At 48.6% G+C, this 17,705-nt stretch carries 14 protein-coding genes; 9 read left to right on the forward strand and 5 right to left on the reverse strand.

What is annotated here, in order from left to right; all coding sequences use genetic code 11:
- Positions 1-570: 570 nt before the first annotated feature.
- The 5 genes from OGY62_RS14505 to OGY62_RS14525 all read right to left on the reverse strand — a co-directional run bounded on the left by OGY62_RS14505 (position 571) and on the right by OGY62_RS14525 (position 7,745).
- Positions 571-1,680, reverse strand: coding sequence for a hypothetical protein (locus OGY62_RS14505; protein WP_286460140.1), 1,110 nt, complete (start codon positions 1,678-1,680; stop codon positions 571-573).
- Between the two features lie 371 nt (positions 1,681-2,051).
- Positions 2,052-3,074, reverse strand: coding sequence for a PAAR domain-containing protein (locus OGY62_RS14510; protein WP_286460141.1), 1,023 nt, complete (start codon positions 3,072-3,074; stop codon positions 2,052-2,054).
- Positions 3,075-3,109: 35 nt separating this feature from the next.
- On the reverse strand, positions 3,110-5,083 hold the full coding sequence (locus tag OGY62_RS14515; protein ID WP_286460142.1) for a type VI secretion system Vgr family protein: 1,974 nt from the start codon (positions 5,081-5,083) through the stop codon (positions 3,110-3,112).
- Positions 5,084-5,892: 809 nt separating this feature from the next.
- Positions 5,893-6,621 carry a peptidoglycan recognition protein family protein gene (locus tag OGY62_RS14520; protein ID WP_200029778.1) on the reverse strand — a complete coding sequence of 243 codons (729 nt, stop codon included), beginning with the start codon at positions 6,619-6,621 and terminating at the stop codon, positions 5,893-5,895.
- A 605-nt stretch (positions 6,622-7,226) separates the two neighbouring features.
- Complete coding sequence (locus OGY62_RS14525) at positions 7,227-7,745, reverse strand: Hcp family type VI secretion system effector (RefSeq protein ID WP_058668097.1); 519 nt, start codon at positions 7,743-7,745, stop codon at positions 7,227-7,229.
- A gap of 673 nt (positions 7,746-8,418) precedes the next feature.
- Between OGY62_RS14525 and tssB the strand changes: the two genes are divergently transcribed.
- The 9 genes from tssB to icmH are packed head-to-tail and all read left to right on the forward strand — an operon-like array spanning position 8,419 to position 17,698.
- On the forward strand, positions 8,419-8,925 hold the full coding sequence (gene tssB / locus OGY62_RS14530; RefSeq protein ID WP_286460144.1) for a type VI secretion system contractile sheath small subunit: 507 nt from the start codon (positions 8,419-8,421) through the stop codon (positions 8,923-8,925).
- 19 nt (positions 8,926-8,944) lie between these two features.
- Positions 8,945-10,429, forward strand: a complete 1,485-nt coding sequence (gene tssC / locus OGY62_RS14535; RefSeq protein ID WP_058668095.1) for a type VI secretion system contractile sheath large subunit — start codon at positions 8,945-8,947, stop codon at positions 10,427-10,429.
- 8 nt (positions 10,430-10,437) lie between these two features.
- Entirely contained in the window at positions 10,438-10,863 is a 426-nt protein-coding gene (tssE, locus tag OGY62_RS14540; RefSeq protein WP_125337101.1) for a type VI secretion system baseplate subunit TssE, read from the forward strand.
- Positions 10,863-12,695 (forward strand): type VI secretion system baseplate subunit TssF, encoded by a 1,833-nt coding sequence (tssF, locus tag OGY62_RS14545; RefSeq protein WP_286460145.1) that lies wholly within the window; start codon positions 10,863-10,865, stop codon positions 12,693-12,695. The genes tssE and tssF overlap by 1 nt, the downstream gene beginning before the upstream one ends.
- Positions 12,662-13,705, forward strand: a complete 1,044-nt coding sequence (gene tssG / locus OGY62_RS14550; protein WP_134769063.1) for a type VI secretion system baseplate subunit TssG — start codon at positions 12,662-12,664, stop codon at positions 13,703-13,705. The genes tssF and tssG overlap by 34 nt, the downstream gene beginning before the upstream one ends.
- A 16-nt stretch (positions 13,706-13,721) precedes the next feature.
- The gene (gene tagH / locus OGY62_RS14555) at positions 13,722-15,008 is read left to right on the forward strand and encodes a type VI secretion system-associated FHA domain protein TagH (protein WP_200029758.1); all 1,287 of its coding nucleotides are present in this window, start codon (positions 13,722-13,724) and stop codon (positions 15,006-15,008) included.
- A gap of 23 nt (positions 15,009-15,031) precedes the next feature.
- Positions 15,032-15,538, forward strand: coding sequence for a type VI secretion system lipoprotein TssJ (gene tssJ, locus OGY62_RS14560; protein ID WP_375379923.1), 507 nt, complete (start codon positions 15,032-15,034; stop codon positions 15,536-15,538).
- Between the two features lie 2 nt (positions 15,539-15,540).
- The gene (tssK, locus tag OGY62_RS14565; protein WP_248623392.1) at positions 15,541-16,884 is read left to right on the forward strand and encodes a type VI secretion system baseplate subunit TssK; all 1,344 of its coding nucleotides are present in this window, start codon (positions 15,541-15,543) and stop codon (positions 16,882-16,884) included.
- 4 nt (positions 16,885-16,888) lie between these two features.
- Complete coding sequence (icmH, locus tag OGY62_RS14570) at positions 16,889-17,698, forward strand: type IVB secretion system protein IcmH/DotU (RefSeq protein ID WP_227657306.1); 810 nt, start codon at positions 16,889-16,891, stop codon at positions 17,696-17,698.
- Positions 17,699-17,705 lie beyond the last annotated feature (7 nt).

A 17,705-nucleotide genomic window follows, 5' to 3' on the forward strand; every position in this document is an offset into this window, starting at 1 on the left:
TCTTTAGTTACTTTATAATAATCGTTTTCCATATTAAGACCGTTTGCATGTAATTGATGACTAAAAGCTCATGGAATTATCATTATAACTATAATTAACACATTTATTTTATTGTAAATCGTCAAAAAATATCGTTGTACGAGAAATATACTTCTCATGCGCTAACACTGCAACATCAGCACAGCCATAGGTCTGCGCGCGTAATTTTTTATCCTGCGTGTTCTAAACAGTTTTTGGTATAAGACGTCGTTTGGTACGGGATAGTGGTGTTATAATCGGCATCGCTCAGTCCGGTTCGTGATTTGTTTTTATTTAGCGATTGACCAGATCGTGCAATCCGGGCTGTTTTTTCTTTAATTGCTCTACTGTTCGGCACAGCTATTTATCCCACTTCCAGTATAAAATTCAACCCTTTTAACGACATATTAACCTCCCTAATATTGACAAGAAAAAAGATATCCCGCTGTTCAGCGGCTGTGACAGTACAGTGTTACGCTCGCATTCAGGCACGCTACCAGGGCGAAAGTATGAATCTACTCGGTTAAATTATTGGATCTATTGAGTGCTACATCAATGCTCAATATAAAACTGATCTTCATACTCTAAGTCGTAGTTATTAAGTGAATTTAAGATAATATCTATAGCTCTTTTTCCTGCTGCCCATGATTCGAAGTTCTGTTTTCTGGGGGGAAGCGAACCTATCATATAGAACCAACTTTCCTGAATTTTACCAGCAAAAATAGCTAACATACTTTCCCCATTTTTTGCATTATTTACTTTTAACTCATCAGTCCATAATTCCGTAATGTGCTTATTGAAAATATATTTGCATTCTCTTAGTGAAATTTTATCAATATCAAAATAATTATTTTCTTTTAGTTGGCTGACAATTAGTCTGCAAACCTGTTCTTTATTGATTGCCGCATCACAGTATAAGAAATAGCCATCAATAATACCATAAATATTACTTTTCTCTTTTAAAGATAACGAATAATAGCTTATCTTTTCATCATTATATCGCTCAGAATATTGCCATGATGCGGGGTAATAAAAGGAATAGTTTGCAGGTACATCCATATTTATGCTCTTTAGTTCTTCTGCTAAATGCCATTTTGAGTCATTAGTTAAAGTGAAAAATTTCACGCAATGAAAGAGATCTTCAGCCAATATTTCATAATCATCTCCGCTGCAACTGGCTTTAACTATGATCACGTTGGCTCCTTTACGCTCAAAATCATAGTTTTTAAATACTCTGACTCTTGATATCACAATTTTCCCGTCAATATATTTCTTAGTCAAAAAGTCAGCATGCCGTCCACTAGCACTATAATAATCTTTGCGATAGATAATTTCTTCACCTAAAAGATCTAATATATATTCACCCCAGTCGCTGGCATCAATGTCATTATTTATATGCTCATAGGCTATATCAATTTCTATAAATGGATATTTTTCTCCAAAAATAGTCTGATAGCAACCAATAGCATAGAGATTATTGGTTCCTGCGATTAGCTCAGGTTTAATGCTAACCGGTTTTACATCTAGTGGGAGTAATATTTTATAATATAAGCTTGTTACCTCTGAGGATGTATAACGGCATCTCCAAAAATGTTCTTTCTGGTATTCAAAACTATATGTTACTGACTCTGGGAAGGATGGTTTATTATTGCTTTCTTTCATTATAATGACTCTCTCTGGACTATCTACATTTCATTTTTTAACATAAAATACATCACAACTAGAAAACCAAAATTAAAAGCTAATTTATATCCTTTAGATATCAAATTCTCTCCTTTAATGAAACTTTTAAGAAATGATTTTTTGATATTTTCTTGGTTATATTTCTGATGGAACGATACTATATTATTGACGCCAGCATCAATAAGAGAGAATACAAAAAAATACAAAAACAGATAACAGCCGATAAGAAAGCATATAGTTGACAATCGAGTGTATTGTAAATCATCATTTAACATAACACTAATGCTGGAAAGTAGTAAAAAAGCTATAACCCCAAATAACATTCTAAGTATTCTAGTGTATTGGTTCATTTAACCTCCAATAATAACAGTTGTCACACCTGAAAGAATAACACCAGATCCACCTGTTGAATGATTAAAAAATGGACCAAATTGGATTTCTATATCTCCACCAAATCCTAACCCTAACGCTATATCACCAGATAAATTTATTTTAAGCATAACATCATCCTTATCAAATAAAAGTCCAGTCCCACCAGCTAACCCAACTGAACCCGCGGTACCAGAGATACCACCTTTCACTTTCAGGCCCCAGAAAGGAGATTCGGTATCAAAAGTTATATCACCTTTTGCTAGTGCAGCTTCTGCACCCAGTTCGGTTTTGAAGCCATATTGATGTTCAGCAGCATCATGAATTATAACACTTTCGCCTTTAGCCTCCGCAGTACCCAGAGTCCCTTCTGCTTTTAGCTCTCCATAATCACCGCCTTTAGTCCCTGCGCTAAGGCCAATATTCCCGGAAAGCCCCGTTGCCTTTACATCGAACGAGGATGAAGCACCTTTTTCCCCAGATGTTGTCCCAGCTGTCATTTCAATTTTACCAATAGTAGTGCCGAGAATAAAGTTAGCACCACTATCACCTATCGGATTATCTAGTTGAAAGTCCAGAATTCCTGCTTTCAGGTTACTCTTATCATATCGACCGTCACCATCCTCATCCGATAAGGCTGACACTGCATATCCTACATATGTTTTAGAATCATTTGATCCATTTGGATTTTTTACCGAGCCATCTTCATTTGTATTTTTAGCTATTGTCGCATAATGATATTCAGGCGATTTTGGCCCTTGTGTAGGAGGTAATGATTTTTTACCACAAACTACCTTATCCCCCTTTCTGGCTGCGGGCATTCCATTTATTGTAACCGTTTTAGAACCTTCATTTATTACACCCGGTCCGTGCTCTTTACAAACAAAAGTATCCCCCATACGTGCAGCTGGAAAACCTCCTGTTGAGACATTATTACTACCTGATGTTATTGGCCCATCATGTCCGGCTGTATCTGCCGTTTGTCTTGCTGCATCCTTGCCCATATCGCATTCCCTTATGTGGTAATTAACTAATTTATTTATGGATTTAATTTTAACATTCCACCGGTCAGCACCTGTTCCTCGCTACCATCTGCTGATAATTTTTTGGTATTGACATGATATTCATCTTTCGCAGTATTCTTAATTATTTTTCCACTAATCGTAATTTCACCATTCTCCAACAAGGTAATGCTCGACTCTCCACAAATAAACTCGATCTTCTCTTCTGAAGAAACGCTGATGGATTTTTTTACCTTTATTGTTTGCTTCCCTTCATGAAGGGTAATCTCCTGATCCCCTTTATCTATATCGGTTGTTTTATTTCCCTCAGTAATTTCGGTGATCTGATTATTGACGACTGTTGTTTTCTGGTCATTCGCCACTGTCACCGTCTGATCATGACCGCCTTCCTTTTTACTCCCCACATTCACCGTCTGTCCCACAACCACCGTCTCCGTATGGTTATTGTTCACTGTCGTGGTGCGGTCGTGCAGCACCTCCGTATCCATGTTCTTCTGCGCATGGATATACACCCGCTCCTTCCCGGTGGCGTCATCGAACGTCAGCTCGTTAAACCCGCCGCCTTTATAGGTTTTTGAGCGGATAGTCATCTGCGTCTTCGTGCCCGGCAGACTGCCCGGTGAGCGGTTATCCTGGTGGTAGGTGCGGCCCATGATTATCGGCTGGTCCGGGTCGCCGTTGAGGAAGTCCACGATAACCTCCTGGCCCACGCGCGGTATGGCGAGGTTACCGAACCCGGTGCCCGCCCATGCCTGCGATACCCGTACCCAGCAGGAGCTGTCCTCATTCCCCGGACAGTAGCGGTCCCAGTGAAAGCGCACCCGCACCCGGCCATGCCCATCGCAGAAGATTTCTTCCCCCGCCGGGCCGGTGACGATGGCGCTCTGGGGGCCGTCCACGGAAGGTTTCTTTTGGGGCGGAACGCGCCATGTCCTGTCTGCCGGGATAACCTCGAAACGATTGCTGAGAGTTGTTCCCGTTCCCTGACTGCCATGCAGTGCCTGCGGCTGATCTCCTGCCAGTACGCTACCCACAATCTGCCACTCCCTGTTCAGCGATACTGATGGATGTCCTGTCAGGGTAAAGCGCTTCCCTGGCCACATTTTTGGTGAGTTACTGTAACCTGTTGCTATCTCTGCATCATGTCTCCGGCCCTCAATCTGGTAGCGGGCAAACGCTTGTCCGTGGGATTCGTCCTTGAAACGTCCGGGATAATCGAAGATTTCATACTGCGTGAGCTGGCCGTTCAGATTCTCTCCGGCACGGCTGTAATAACCCGGCCAGCCGGGCGTTTTGAAGGTGTAGTCCTGAGTTTCGACGGATGAAGGCCGTATCTGCGCATGATACCTGAACTGGCTGATATGCTCGGTAGATGCCTCTGCCGTCGTATTCGGATTAAATGGCATGGCTCCCAGTGACGATACTCCCGCCACATCATCGCACAGTACCAGCTTTTGCTCCGTCCCTTCCGGAGTGCACCAGTCAAAATAAAAGATACCTTCTTCTGACCACAGGCGGGTCAGGAAGGCAAGGTCTGTCTCACCGTACTGCACGCAGAACTCGCGTGCCGGGTGCGGCTCATAAAATACCGGGGTCCACTCGGTGATGCCATTTTCATTGAGAAGGGTGGAGGAGATTGCCTTGATATCCTGCTGCTGGAAAATGCGGAAATTCTGGCGTAAACCGCTTCTCCAGAGTGGTGGTGAGATAATTATATGGTACCCCATCTGCCAGTGGTTGTTTTCACTGAGGGTTACGGCAGAGACAATACCACTGATATAGCGTTGTGGCTCCATTCCTTGCCAGATGGTCAGTACGGCGTTTTTTTCAAGAAAATCGGTTGCTGTCAGGTCAGAAAGACCGCTAGCAATATCCACCTTTAGCTGGAAAGGTTTTGAGTAATGCTGAGTAAGTCGAAAACTGACCACCGCAGTGGTCATTTCCGGCAGTCCGCCCACTGCCAGTGTGAAACGCAGCCCTTTTAACGACATATTACCTTCCTAATGGTGACAGTAAAAAAAACAGCTCGCTGGTCAGCTGCTGTGACAGTACAGTGTTACGCTTGCGTTCAGGCCCCATGCCCGTAAGGGCCGGATGCCGTTAATTGAACTTATGTCCCCGGAGGAGCGAGCCAGCCGTTGGCATCGGATTTACCTCAAATTCTCTTGAAAATTATCAAAAAGTTGAAAATAAAGAGCAATAATATGAACTAATATATTAAGGTTTTATATGACGCTCTTTCGTTGAAATATTTTTATTTGATTATTTAGTAGAGGAGTGGGGAATCGGATAAGTATGTTCTGTAAATTCAATTCTTTCATCAATATTTATGTCGCAACTTATATCAATTCTTATCTTGTGGTTGGATTGTTTTTTTAGTCTAAATGCATGTTTTATGGATTTCTCTGGGTCATTATATCAGATAGTAGTATCATTCAGTCTGGTATGTAGAATCCATTGGCAAGAAGTTTTTTCTTTATTTCTTTTCTACATTCGGATAGTTCGGTTCTATACCTTACCTGGCAGTAATTGTATAATTCATTATATTTGACCTGAGTTAATGATGTATCCCTCAATATATCAGCAGGAGAAACGGGGATTTCAAAGATTAATTTTGATGATATAGTGTGTTTAATGAAAAAAATTGGTACCCAAGGCATATCACCTTCTTCATAGTATGGCTGCTTATCTATTCCAATTAGTAAATATAAAAACAGGCAAATAATAAAGTTACGTAATGAAGAAACACGCATATGATATTTTTCTCAAGTATATGTATTTTACATTTAACCCACTGTTTTTAAGGGGCCATTAACTTGAACTTTGTTCTGAGGTCAGCTGCAATCTGAAGTCCATAAGTTCCTGGACAAGCTCGGCCTAAATCATTTAAAGAGGCAAACTCTCTATGTCCTCCTAATTGTGTGATCGGGAAAAATTTTATAAGAGTCTTAACTAAAACATCGATAGATTTTTTCTGATTAGTGGTTGGTATATCAACGGATGAATCCCAGTTATCCTTCACTTGCCCGGCAAACTCACTTAATGATCCCCATCGGGAGGGGCCATATTGTGATGCTTCACCTGGTAAACTAAAGTCTGATAAAAAAACTATGCCAATTTTTCCTGTATTTGCACCTTTTAGATGAGCACCCTTTTCTCTTATATCCAGAGCTTCATAAATTATACCTGTGCAATCTATAGCATAATGATAACTTAAATGATTAAAACTTTTAATGTCGGTTTCTTCAGCCTGACGCATTTTAACTTCCCCATCGTTATCACAGGAGTAACTATTTCCAGCATGATGTATCACGATTGCGGGGTAGTTCCAGTCTTCGCCATCAGTTCCTGGGGCCTTTTTTGCTTTCCAGTCGCTTCGTTTTCTGACAGCTATTCCAGCTTCTTGCAAGTCAGAAAATATGGACTCCCTTACTCTGGCTTTTTTTTCACATTCTTTTATGGACTTTGATATTGCATCAAGCCCTGTATGAATCAAATCTTTAGTTACTTTATAATAATCGTTTTCCATATTAAGACCGTTTGCATGTAATTGATGACTAAAAGCTCATGGAATTATAACTATAACTATAATTAACACATTGATTTTATTGTAAATCGTCAAAAAATATCGTTATACGAGAAATATACTTCTCATGCGCTCACACTGCAACATCAGCACAGCCATAGGTCTGCGCGCGTAATTTTTTATCCTGCGTATTCTAAACAGTTTTCGGTATAAGACGTCGTTTGGTACGGGATAGTGGTGTTATAATCCGCATCGCTCAGTCCGGTTGGTGTTAGCGATTAACTAGATCGTACAATCCGGGCTGCTTTTTCTTTAATTGCTCTACTATTCGGCACAGCTATTTATCTCACTTCCAGTGTAAAACTCAACCCTTTTAACGACATATTAACCTCCCTAATATTGACAAGAAAAAAGACATCCCGCTGTTCAGCGACTGTAACAGTACAGTGTTACGCTGCATTCAGGCACGCTACCGCCGAAGTCTCCGGCGTCCGCCATCTCCCGTAAAAATGTAACCTCTTACTGACAACCTTCTTCTTTATTGATTGCCTGCGGCGTAATGTAAAAACAGCACCCTGCCCGTGAGGGCCGGATGCTGTGGACTTTCCTTATGCTTCCAGCGGCGCACGCCAGTCGTCGGCACCGGAAGTGCCAGACTTGATGTGTTCCCACTCAACCTTACGGTACGCCAGTGAAACGGCTAGCAACTGAGTGAACTCACGCTGTGCCGGGTCCTGGCAGTGCGGCATATGCAGGTCCATATCCACAATAGTCGCGTCTGTCAGGCGGGTGGTGAAGTAGTGCTCCTGCTTACCTTCAACAGAAGTACGCCACCAGTGCAGTTCAACTTTTGGCAGCATTTCACCGGACGCCAGTGCGTTGTACAGCAGTGGAACCGCTTTATTCAGCGCCACGGTAAAAATGAACGGCTTGTGGGCACGCTGACCGGCTGGCTGACCAGACTGCGGATCGGTTGGCACCGTCACGTTATGCAGAAATTCCTGCACCAGCATTTCATCTTCGTGGCCCTGCACATAGATGTTGCCGACAGAATCTGCGGTGAATGCGCCTGCGGTGATATTGCCCTGGGTCTGGCCTGTTATTGAGATGTAACATGGAGTTGGCATTTGTAGTGCTCCTTGTGAGTGTTGTTAACAACTATTTCCGGTGGTCTGCCGTTAATTCCTGACAGGCCGATAATAATGCGGCTCACTCCGGGAGTCGCATCATGTTTTTGCATCCGGTTTGCGGATAAACCGGTACGCAACGTTTAATATTTATAAATATCTTTTTAATTTAAGCTAAATATATGTGTGGGTGATCAGGTAAATTCGTTTTATATGTATTTCATTGTCTATGTGGTAAGGAATGATTAATTGTAAATATATATAGTGTTTGTCTTGTTTTAAGGAAAATCTGTTGGATATTTCTCAAGTTATCAGTTTTTCTCATTTATAAAATTAATTCATATGGTGTTATTATATAAATTGTTTATGGTTTATCTTTAAATGTATTTAAAATCAGTATGTTACAATTATTTCATGAGTATTGCTAACCTTGCGTGTGACGCCACTGTCTTACGTTGAGTCTCATGCCATCGTATTTTATGACAAAATCATACCCCTGTTTTATTCGAAGAAAAAGATCTTTTAAAATCTCTTTTATTGAGCGTAAAATGCGAAGCGAGAAAAGTGTGAAATTTATCTTTTACTGCCACTGAAACGGCATTATCAGTAATTTTTTTGTAGTGACAAACATGCTGTGTTCATGGCACGAACGACAATCTGATGGACTATTCTTATGAGCAGCAGAAAAAATGACAGCAGTGGCAGTATTGCCCCTAAAGAACGTGTAAATATAAAATTTCAACCGAAAACGGGAAATCAGACAGCAGAAGTGGAACTCCCGCTTAACCTGCTGGTGACTGGCAATCTGACCGGTGGCGCGGATGATGTTCCGCTGGACGAACGCCAGCCGGTTGCTATTAATCGTAACAATTTTAACGCCGTACTGGACCAGGCGGGTATTGGGCGTGATTTTACGGTGCCCTCTGCGCTCAGTGAAACCCCTGATGCACGTATGTGCGTCAATCTGAAAGTGAAAGCGCTGGCCGATCTGTCACCGGACAACATTGCCGCCCAGGTGCCGGAGATGCGCAAAATGCTAGAACTGCGCGAAGCGCTGGTAGCGCTCCGGGGGCCAATGGGCAATATGCCTGCCTTCCGTGCGCAGCTTCAGGCACTGCTTGCTGACGAAAAGAGCCGCGAACAGCTGATTGCGGAGCTGGGCCTCGCGGGTCGGAAATAACTTGTACAAGGATTTCAGTATGTCAGAGACCACCTTACCGGAAGCGCTCGCTTCTACATCACCTGTCGCCACACCCTGCCTGTTGGATGAGATCATGGCGCAGACCCGTTTTAAACCGGCGTCAGAAAGCTACGATATCGCCCGTCAGGGTGTGACCGCCTTTATCACCGCACTGTTGCAGAATGATGATGAGGCAGAGTCTGTCGATATTCTGGCCGTCAACGGCATGATCGCCGATATTGATACGCGTATGGGACGCCAGATGGATCTGATCCTCCATGCCCCGGAATTTCAGGAACTGGAGTCATTCCTGCGTTCGCTGAAACTGCTGGTTGATCATGCCGATCCGCGTGAAAACATTAAAATTCACATCATGCACGCTACTAAGGACGAATTGCTGGATGACTTTGAATTTGCGGCAGAAATTACCCAGTCAGGGTTCTACCGGCACGTCTATTCCAGCGGTTTTGGTCAGTTTGGCGGTGAGCCATTTGCCGCAGTGATTGGCAACTACGCGTTTGAGAACACCGCCGCGGATATGAAGCTGCTGAAATATATCAGCGCCGTCAGCGCGATGAGCCACTGCCCGTTTTTGTCTTCTGTATCGCCGGAGTTCTTTGGTCTGGATTCGTTTACCGAACTTCCTGGCATTAAAGACGTTGCCGCCATTTTTGAAGGCCCGGCCTACACCAAATGGCGTTCGTTGCGCGAGTCCGAAGATTCCCGCAATCTCGGCCTGACGGCGCCGCGTTTCCTGCTGCGCCATCCTTATGCACCGGAGGAGAATCCGGTTAAGAGCTTTAACTACCATGAGGATGTCAGCAAAAATCACGAGCATTATCTGTGGGGGAATACTGCGTTTCTTCTGGCGGCGAACATGGCCGAAAGTTTCATGTCCACCAGGTGGTGTCCAAATATCGTCGGTCCACAAAGCGGTGGTGCGGTAAAAGATTTGCCGGTGCATTTATATGAGGCAATGGGCCAGCTTCAGGCCAAAGTTCCCACTGAAATTCTCATTACCGACCGGCGGGAGTATGAGCTGGCAGAGCAGGGCTTTATTACTCTTACAATGCGTAAAGGCTCTGATAATGCAGCATTTTTCTCCGCAAACTCGGTTCAGAAACCGAAAGTTTTCCCCAACACTGTGGAGGGTAAAGAGGCCGAAACCAACTACAAACTCGGTACGCAGCTTCCTTATCTTTTCATTATCAACAGACTGGCCCATTACATCAAAGTGCTGCAACGCGAACAGCTTGGCTCATGGAAAGAAAGGGGCGATCTGGAGCGTGAGCTGAACGGCTGGATACGCCAGTACGTGGCTGACCAGGAGAACCCGCCTTCTGACGTGCGCAGCCGTAAACCGCTGCGTCAGGCGAAGATTGAAGTCTCTGATGTGGAAGGTGAGCCAGGCTGGTACCAGGTAGCCCTGAGCGTCAGACCCCACTTTAAGTATATGGGGGCATCATTTGAGCTGTCCCTGGTCGGTCGTCTGGACAAGGAGTAAGCGTTGTGATCACGGAACGGGAGTTCGGGGGCAGTCTGTTTGAACGTATCGGGGGGGCGGAAAAACTGCCTTCACGCCAGCACCTAAAAACGGAGTTGTTGTATTCTGTACGCGATAACCTGCGCAATATCCTCAACACCCGTTCCGGTAGCTGTCATGGTTCGCCGGAGCTGGGGATCGCTGATTTTAACGATGAGTCACCTGAACGCCAGAACATCCGGGAATGGATGGTTCAGGCGATTCAGAACTGTATTCTGCGTTACGAACCCCGGATATCGGATGTGGTGGTGACAGCTGCCACAGAGGATCACCATGCGCCACTGGAACTGCGTTTTCATATTGTGGCGTATCTGGATTTCAGCGACAGACAGGATGTTCTGGAGTTTGACATTCTGCTGGATAATCACCAGCACTGGTGCGTGGAGTCAGACTGATGGCCTTCGAAGAGCGTTATTACCGCGAGGAACTGGATTATCTGCGTCAACTGGGCAAACTTCTTGGTCGTGAAAAACCTCATCTTGCCCGTTTTCTGGCTGAGAAAGAGGGCGACCCCGATGTGGAACGCCTGATGGAGGCATTTGCTTTCCTTTCCGGTGGCCTGCGGCAGAAGCTGGAGGATGAGTTTCCAGAGTTTACGAACGGGCTAATCAACATGCTGTGGCCCAATTATCTGCGTCCGGTGCCTTCAATGGCCGTGGTTGAATACAACCCCGTTGCGACACAGTTTTCTGCGCCTGTTCAGGTTTGTCGTGATGAATTGATTTGCTCAGGCCCGATTCGCGTGACGTCATCGGGACGTAAGATCCTGGCCGGGGATGATGTTACCCCGTCTCCTGTCTGCCATTTTACCCTGGCACGTGATACTTGGCTGCAACCGTTACATATTCGCGATGTGCGTAACACCAGCACGCTGAAAAAAGGATACATTGACATTGATTTTTTCACCGAAGGTAGCGTCTCTCCCGGCACACTGGATCTGAATAAGCTCACTTTCTGGCTGGGAAACGGAGATGACTATACCCGCCAGCAACTCTATTTATGGTTCAGTGAGCGGTTAATGGATGCGGAACTGGTGGCTGGAGAGCGGCGTATCCCACTACCGGATTTGTGGCTGAATGCCGCCGGGTTTGAACGGGAAGATGCGTTGTTGCCGTGGCCGAAAAACGTCCATAGCGGTTACCGCGTGCTTCAGGAGTATTTTTGCTACCCGGAGAGCTTTTTCTTCTTTCATTTGCAGGGGGTCACGTCGCTACCGGCAGATTTCCCGGTCGGCGCGTTTACACTGCGTTTGCATTTTAATTTGCCATTGCCTGTGGATATCAAGCTTCGCAAAGATTCATTGCGCCTGTACTGTACGCCGGTGGTGAATTTGTTCGCCCACCATTCTGAGCCTGTCAGGCCGGACGACAGTTCACCGCAATATGCATTACGGGCCAGTCAACAGAACCCGGAGCACTATGATGTTTTCCAGGTGAAGACGGTTTCCAGTAAGGTTGCAGCGTCGGATGATACTCCTGAGCCTGGTGAAATAATACATATCTGGCCAGAATTTGAAGGGTTTCAGCATCAGATTGAATACAGTCGGCAGCGTGAAGTCGTCTACTGGCACCACCGCACCAGAAGCTCCCTGTTTCATCGTGGTCTGGAGCACGCCATTGCCTTTGTCCACGCGGATGGCAGTCAGCCTGACTCTTCCCGGCTTAGCGGTGAAGTGTTCACTGCCTCGCTGGTCTGCACTAACCGGATGTTGCCTGCATCACTGCATACCGGTGATATCTGCGTTCCTGTTAACAAAAATCCGGCGGTGGCGTCGTTCAGCAACGTGACACGCCCGACCCGTCCGCTGTATCCGGTGACGGATGGCGATATGCACTGGTCGCTGATTTCCTGCATGAATCTGAACTACCTCTCGCTGCTGGACCGGGAGGCGCTGATCCAGGTGTTGCGTACCTTCGATATGCCGGGTATCCACCATCCACAGCAGGCGCGGCTTTCCTCACAGAAGCTCGATGCCATCGAAAAAATGGAATCCCGCCCGGTTGACCGTCTGTTTAAGGGGGTGCCGGTTCGCGGTCTGTCCACCACGCTGTGGATTAATCCCGCCCCCTTTGTCTGTGAAGGCGAGATCTACCTGCTGGGTACCGTGCTGTCATACTTTTTTGCGCTGTACGCCAGCATCAACTCATTTCACTGCCTCAAAATTATTAACACGGAAAGTCAGGAGTCCTGGGAATGGCAACATACAGGTCAGCACGCCCTGATGTAGGGGAAACGACACCGCTCCCGGATGTGCGCGGGATGAATTTTTATGTGCTGATGGAGTCACTGTACCGCCGGTATGGTGAGCCTGATCGCGAGCCATCCCTGCGTACCGAACCGGAGCAGGAAGTGGCGCTGTTCAAATCCGATGCCAGTATTGCCTTTCCGGGTAGCGACCTGAGCACGCTTGAACGCAGTGAAAGCGGGCAGTTTATCCTGACGACAAGATTCCTGGGTTTTTCCGGCAGCCAGTCACCGCTGCCCGGCTACTACCTGGATCGAATGGCGCGGGAATCCGCGCAGAATGAGGAGGGACTGAAAGGGTTCCTCGATCTGTTCAGCCACCGCTGGACGCAGTTTGCCTATCACGCCTGGCGCAAGTACCGCTATTACATCTGTTTTCGCAACGGCGGAACCGACACTTTTTCACAGCGGATGTATGCTCTGGTGGGCTTAGGTAACCCGAGCGTGCGCGACAGACTCGCTATCAACCACAGCAAGATGCTGGCCTACGCCGGGATACTGGCAACACCCGGGCGCTCGCCGGATGTGGTATGCAACCTGATCAGTCACTGCTTCGATTTGCCGGATGTCAGCATCGAAAACTGGCAGTTGCGTAAGGTGCCCCTTGATCCTGCACAGCAGAACCGGCTGGGCGTGCGTAACCCGAAACGGAAAACAGCCGGGTATGTGCCAGGCCGCTCGGTGATTGGCGTTAATTTTACCCTCGGTGCCAGAGTGCCGGATCGCAGTGGCAAATTTCTGCTACGGCTCGGCAACCTCTCAATGGCCCGCTACCTCTCTTTTTTACCGGATGGGGAAAACCACCAGGCGCTGACGATGTTTATCTCCTTCCTGTTACGCGATCAGTTCGCCTGGGATTTGCAGCTTGATCTTGCGCCGGATCAGGCGAAGGGAATGCGGCTGGGCGATCGTTTCCGATCCTGCATCGGACGCACGGCGTTTATCGGCCAGCCGAAAATGCCGCCATCCGTCACCCTCCACATCAGGGATTAATTTTATGGAACCGCAAATGGCTGAGGAAAAAACGCACGCTCCCGTACTCTCACTGACGTTACAGGTGATGAACGGCAATGAGCTGGAGAGCGGACGCGCCGCAAAATGTCTGTTTACCGCCGATGGCGGGGATATCGGCCACGCGCCCGCCTGCCACTGGCCGGTACAGGACAGGGCCGGCTCCGTCGCCGATCGTGCCTGCCAGGTGGTGATGCATGATGGCACATTTTGTCTGAAAAGCCTGGTGCCGGGGCTGATGATTAATCTGGCACCGGTGTCCACGGATACCGGGCTGGTACGCCTGCGTCAGGGCGATGAAGTCGTTCTGGGGTCGCTGGCGCTGAAGGTATTTATCCACAATGGAAAGCTGGTCAGCTACGGCGAGCAGATGGCGGCACCGGAAACCATCGTCACCAACCGTGACCGTCTGGCAGACGCGCTACTGACGACGGACGGCCAGCCTGCGTATCCGGGAATGCCCAGGATGCACCAGCTTGCAGATACCGTGGTCAACAGTTTTTCAGCCGATCCGCTCCAGGCGCTGCGGACAGAAAGCCTGACCGTGGCGGGCGATCCGCTTTCAGGGATCGTCTCTGCGCGATCTTCTGTTCCTGACAGGGATGGTGTGATCGACACTCCGTTTATGGATCTGCCGCCACTGTATCCCGATCCCCTGGTCGGACAGGATGCGGCGGCGTCCCTGGCAGACACCGCACAGCTTCATCTTGCGGTGACCCCGCTGTTGCGCGGGCTGGGCGGCTCGCTTGCCGTACGTAACTCACAGGATGCCGACGATTTTCTGGAGGAAGCGGGGCGGACGTTGCAGGCGGCGATAAAAGGGCTGCTTGAACTACAGCTGCGTCGTAACAGCCTGTCGGACAAGCATTTACGTCCGCTGGAAGATAATCCGCTGCGCTTGAATATGGACTACACCACCGCGCTGGACGTGATGTTTGCCGAAGGTAAAAGTCCGGTACACCTGGCGGCACCCGCTGCCGTTGGCGAGAGTTTGCGTAACGTCCGGCATCACGAGGAAGCGAACCGGGCCGCGATTGTTGAATCGCTGCGGGTGCTGCTGGATGCGTTCTCCCCGCAGAGCCTGATGCGCCGCTTTGTACAGTACCGGCGCAGCCATGAACTGCGAAAGCCGCTGGATGATGCTGGTGCCTGGCAGATGTACTGCGATTACTACGACGAACTGGCCTCCAGCCGCCAGCAGGGATTTGAAATGCTGTTTAACGAAGTTTATGCCCAGGTGTATGACCGGGTACTGCGCGAGAAACAGCGGGAGCCGGAAGCATGACAGGACGTTTTTTTCGTTCCTGCATGGTGGTTGTGCTTTTCAGTCTCACCCTGACAGGCTGCGAAACGGTGAAAAAGCTCGGCCAGGTGATTAAGAACCCGGATGTTCAGGTCGGGAAACTGGCAGATCAGTCATCGGAGGTGACGGTCACGTTGCTGACCGAGCCTGACACGAATATCAATGCGAACGGTGAGGCGGCAGCGGTCGATGTGCAGCTTATTTATATGAGCGATGACTCGAAGTTGCAGGCGGCTGACTACGACACGGTTGCCAGCACGCCGCTGCCGGAAGTGCTGGGGAAAAATTATATCGACCACCAGGACTTTAACCTGCTACCGGACACCATAAAAACGTTGCCGCCAGTGAGGCTGAACGAAAAAACACAGTTTATTGGAGTCGTGGCGTACTTCTCTGACGACCAGGCTACTGAGTGGAAGCAAATCGAACCGGTAGAAGGGACGGGTCATCACTACCGTCTGCTGGTACATGTACGACAGGGCAGTATCGAAATGAAGAAAGAGGACAACTGATAATGGCGACCATGAAAAACAGGGTGATCTGGCAGGAAGGTCTGTTTGCCCTGCCACAGCACTTCCAGCAGCAGCAGCGTAATCAGGAATATTTGCTGAACCAGCGTATGAGTGCGCAGGATGATTTTGCTTGGGGGTTCACCTCGCTGTCGATCAATACCGAGCTGCTTGCCCAGGGGAAACTGATGCTGGACTACGCGACGGGCTGTATGCCGGATGGCACGGTGTTCAGCATCCCGGAGCAGGATCAACTCCCTCTGCCGTATCAGCCGTTCGATCTCTCCCGGTCCGGCAGTAACGATATTTACCTGGCGCTGCCTGTTATCAGCGATATCACCTGTGAAATCGAAGGACGCCGGAGCGCGGGACAGGGAACGGAGCGTTACCGCCTGACGCAGGCCGATATTCGCGATTTGCACTCCGATGACGGTGACGTGCAGCCCATCGCGCTGGGACAACTGGCACCGAAAATCGTCAGCGGCGCGGACGATCTCAGCGCGATGGTCACACTGCCGTTGTGCCGTATTCTCAGCCAGCAGTCTGGTGGCGCGCTGGTGATGGATGACAGCTTTATCCCGACCTGTCAGGCCATCCGCGTCAGCCCGGTGCTGAACGGGTTTGCCGGTGATGTACAGGGGCTTCTCAGCAACCGCGCCAGCGATCTGGCAAAGCGTATCGGTTCGCCGGAACAGAGCGGTATTGCGGATGTGGCTGAGTTTATGATGTTACAGCTGCTTAACCGCAGCCAGATGCACTTCACTCATCGTACTCACCTGCGCACTCTGCACCCGGAAACGTTTTATCTGGATCTGGTCCGGTTGCTGGGTGAGCTGATGACCTTTACGGAAGACAGTCGTCTGCCCTGTCCGGTGGAATCTTACGACCACCGCAATCTTACGCAGTCGTTTGATACCGTGATCCCGGAACTGCGCCGGGCGCTCAATACCGTACTGATGCCGCGTGCGCAAAATCTGCCGCTTCTCTTCTCTGACGGGTTTTATGTCGCCACGGTTAACGATCCGACCCTGTTGCGTTCCGGCACCTTCATTCTGGCGGTACGCGCGCGGATGCCGCACAGTCAGCTTATCCACCAGTTTACCCAGCAGTCAAAAATCGCGGCCACCAACAAAATCCGCGATATGGTTAGCGTGCAGGTGCCGGGCGTACCGCTGACGCCGCGAACCGCCGCTCCGCGCCAGCTACCGTACCATGATGGCTTTGTTTACTTCGAGCTGGATAAAGGCGCGGCGGCCTGGCAGGACGTGATAAAAGCCGGGGCGCTGGCGCTGCATATCTCCGGCACCTTCCCGGATCTGGGGATACAGTTGTGGGCGATAAGGGGTTAATACCATGAGCGAGCCGTTCGTTTCGCCCATTGACTGTCTGACCACAGGGAACCCGCCGGGACAGGTCAATACTGCGCCTCAGGTCGCGAACGAAAACCTTTCCGGTCGCCAGTACCGGCTGGCCCTGCGTGGTAACAGCATAAACCCGATGATTGACGCTGCCACGCCACTGTTGGGGATGGTGATGCGCGTGGACGGGATGAACAGTCAGAGTATGCCGGAACACCTTTTTGCGCAGGTGGTGACGGACGTTCAGGCCGTGGAGCAACTATTGCAGGAGCAGGGCTACGAGCCGGGCGTGATTGTTTCGTTCCGCTATGTTCTCTGCACCTTTATTGATGAGGCCGCGCTGGGTAACGGTTGGTCGAACAAAAATGAATGGATCAAACAGTCGTTACTGGTGCATTTCCATAACGAAGCTTGGGGTGGCGAAAAGGTATTCATACTGCTGGAGCGCCTGATCCGCGAGCCAAAGCGCTATCAGGATCTGCTTGAGTTTTTATTTCTGTGCTTTTCGCTGGGATTTCGCGGACGCTACAGGGTTGCTGCGCAGGATCAGGGTGAATTTGAACAGATATACCGCCGTCTGCACCATGTTCTGCATACCCTGCGTGGCGATGCGCCTTTTCCACTGCTGCATCAGGATAAAAAAACACAGGGTGGACGCTATCAGCTTATCAAACGACTGACCATCCGGCATGTTCTGGCTGGCGGTATCGTCGTGCTGGCGCTGTTTTATTTCTTTTATCTACTGCGGTTGGACAGCCAGACGCAGGATATTCTGCATCAACTGAACCGGCTGCTTGCCAGGTAAGGACACG

It is taken from the genome of Citrobacter sp. CK198, from assembly GCF_030333295.1.
Taxonomy (GTDB): domain Bacteria; phylum Pseudomonadota; class Gammaproteobacteria; order Enterobacterales; family Enterobacteriaceae; genus Citrobacter_B; species Citrobacter_B koseri.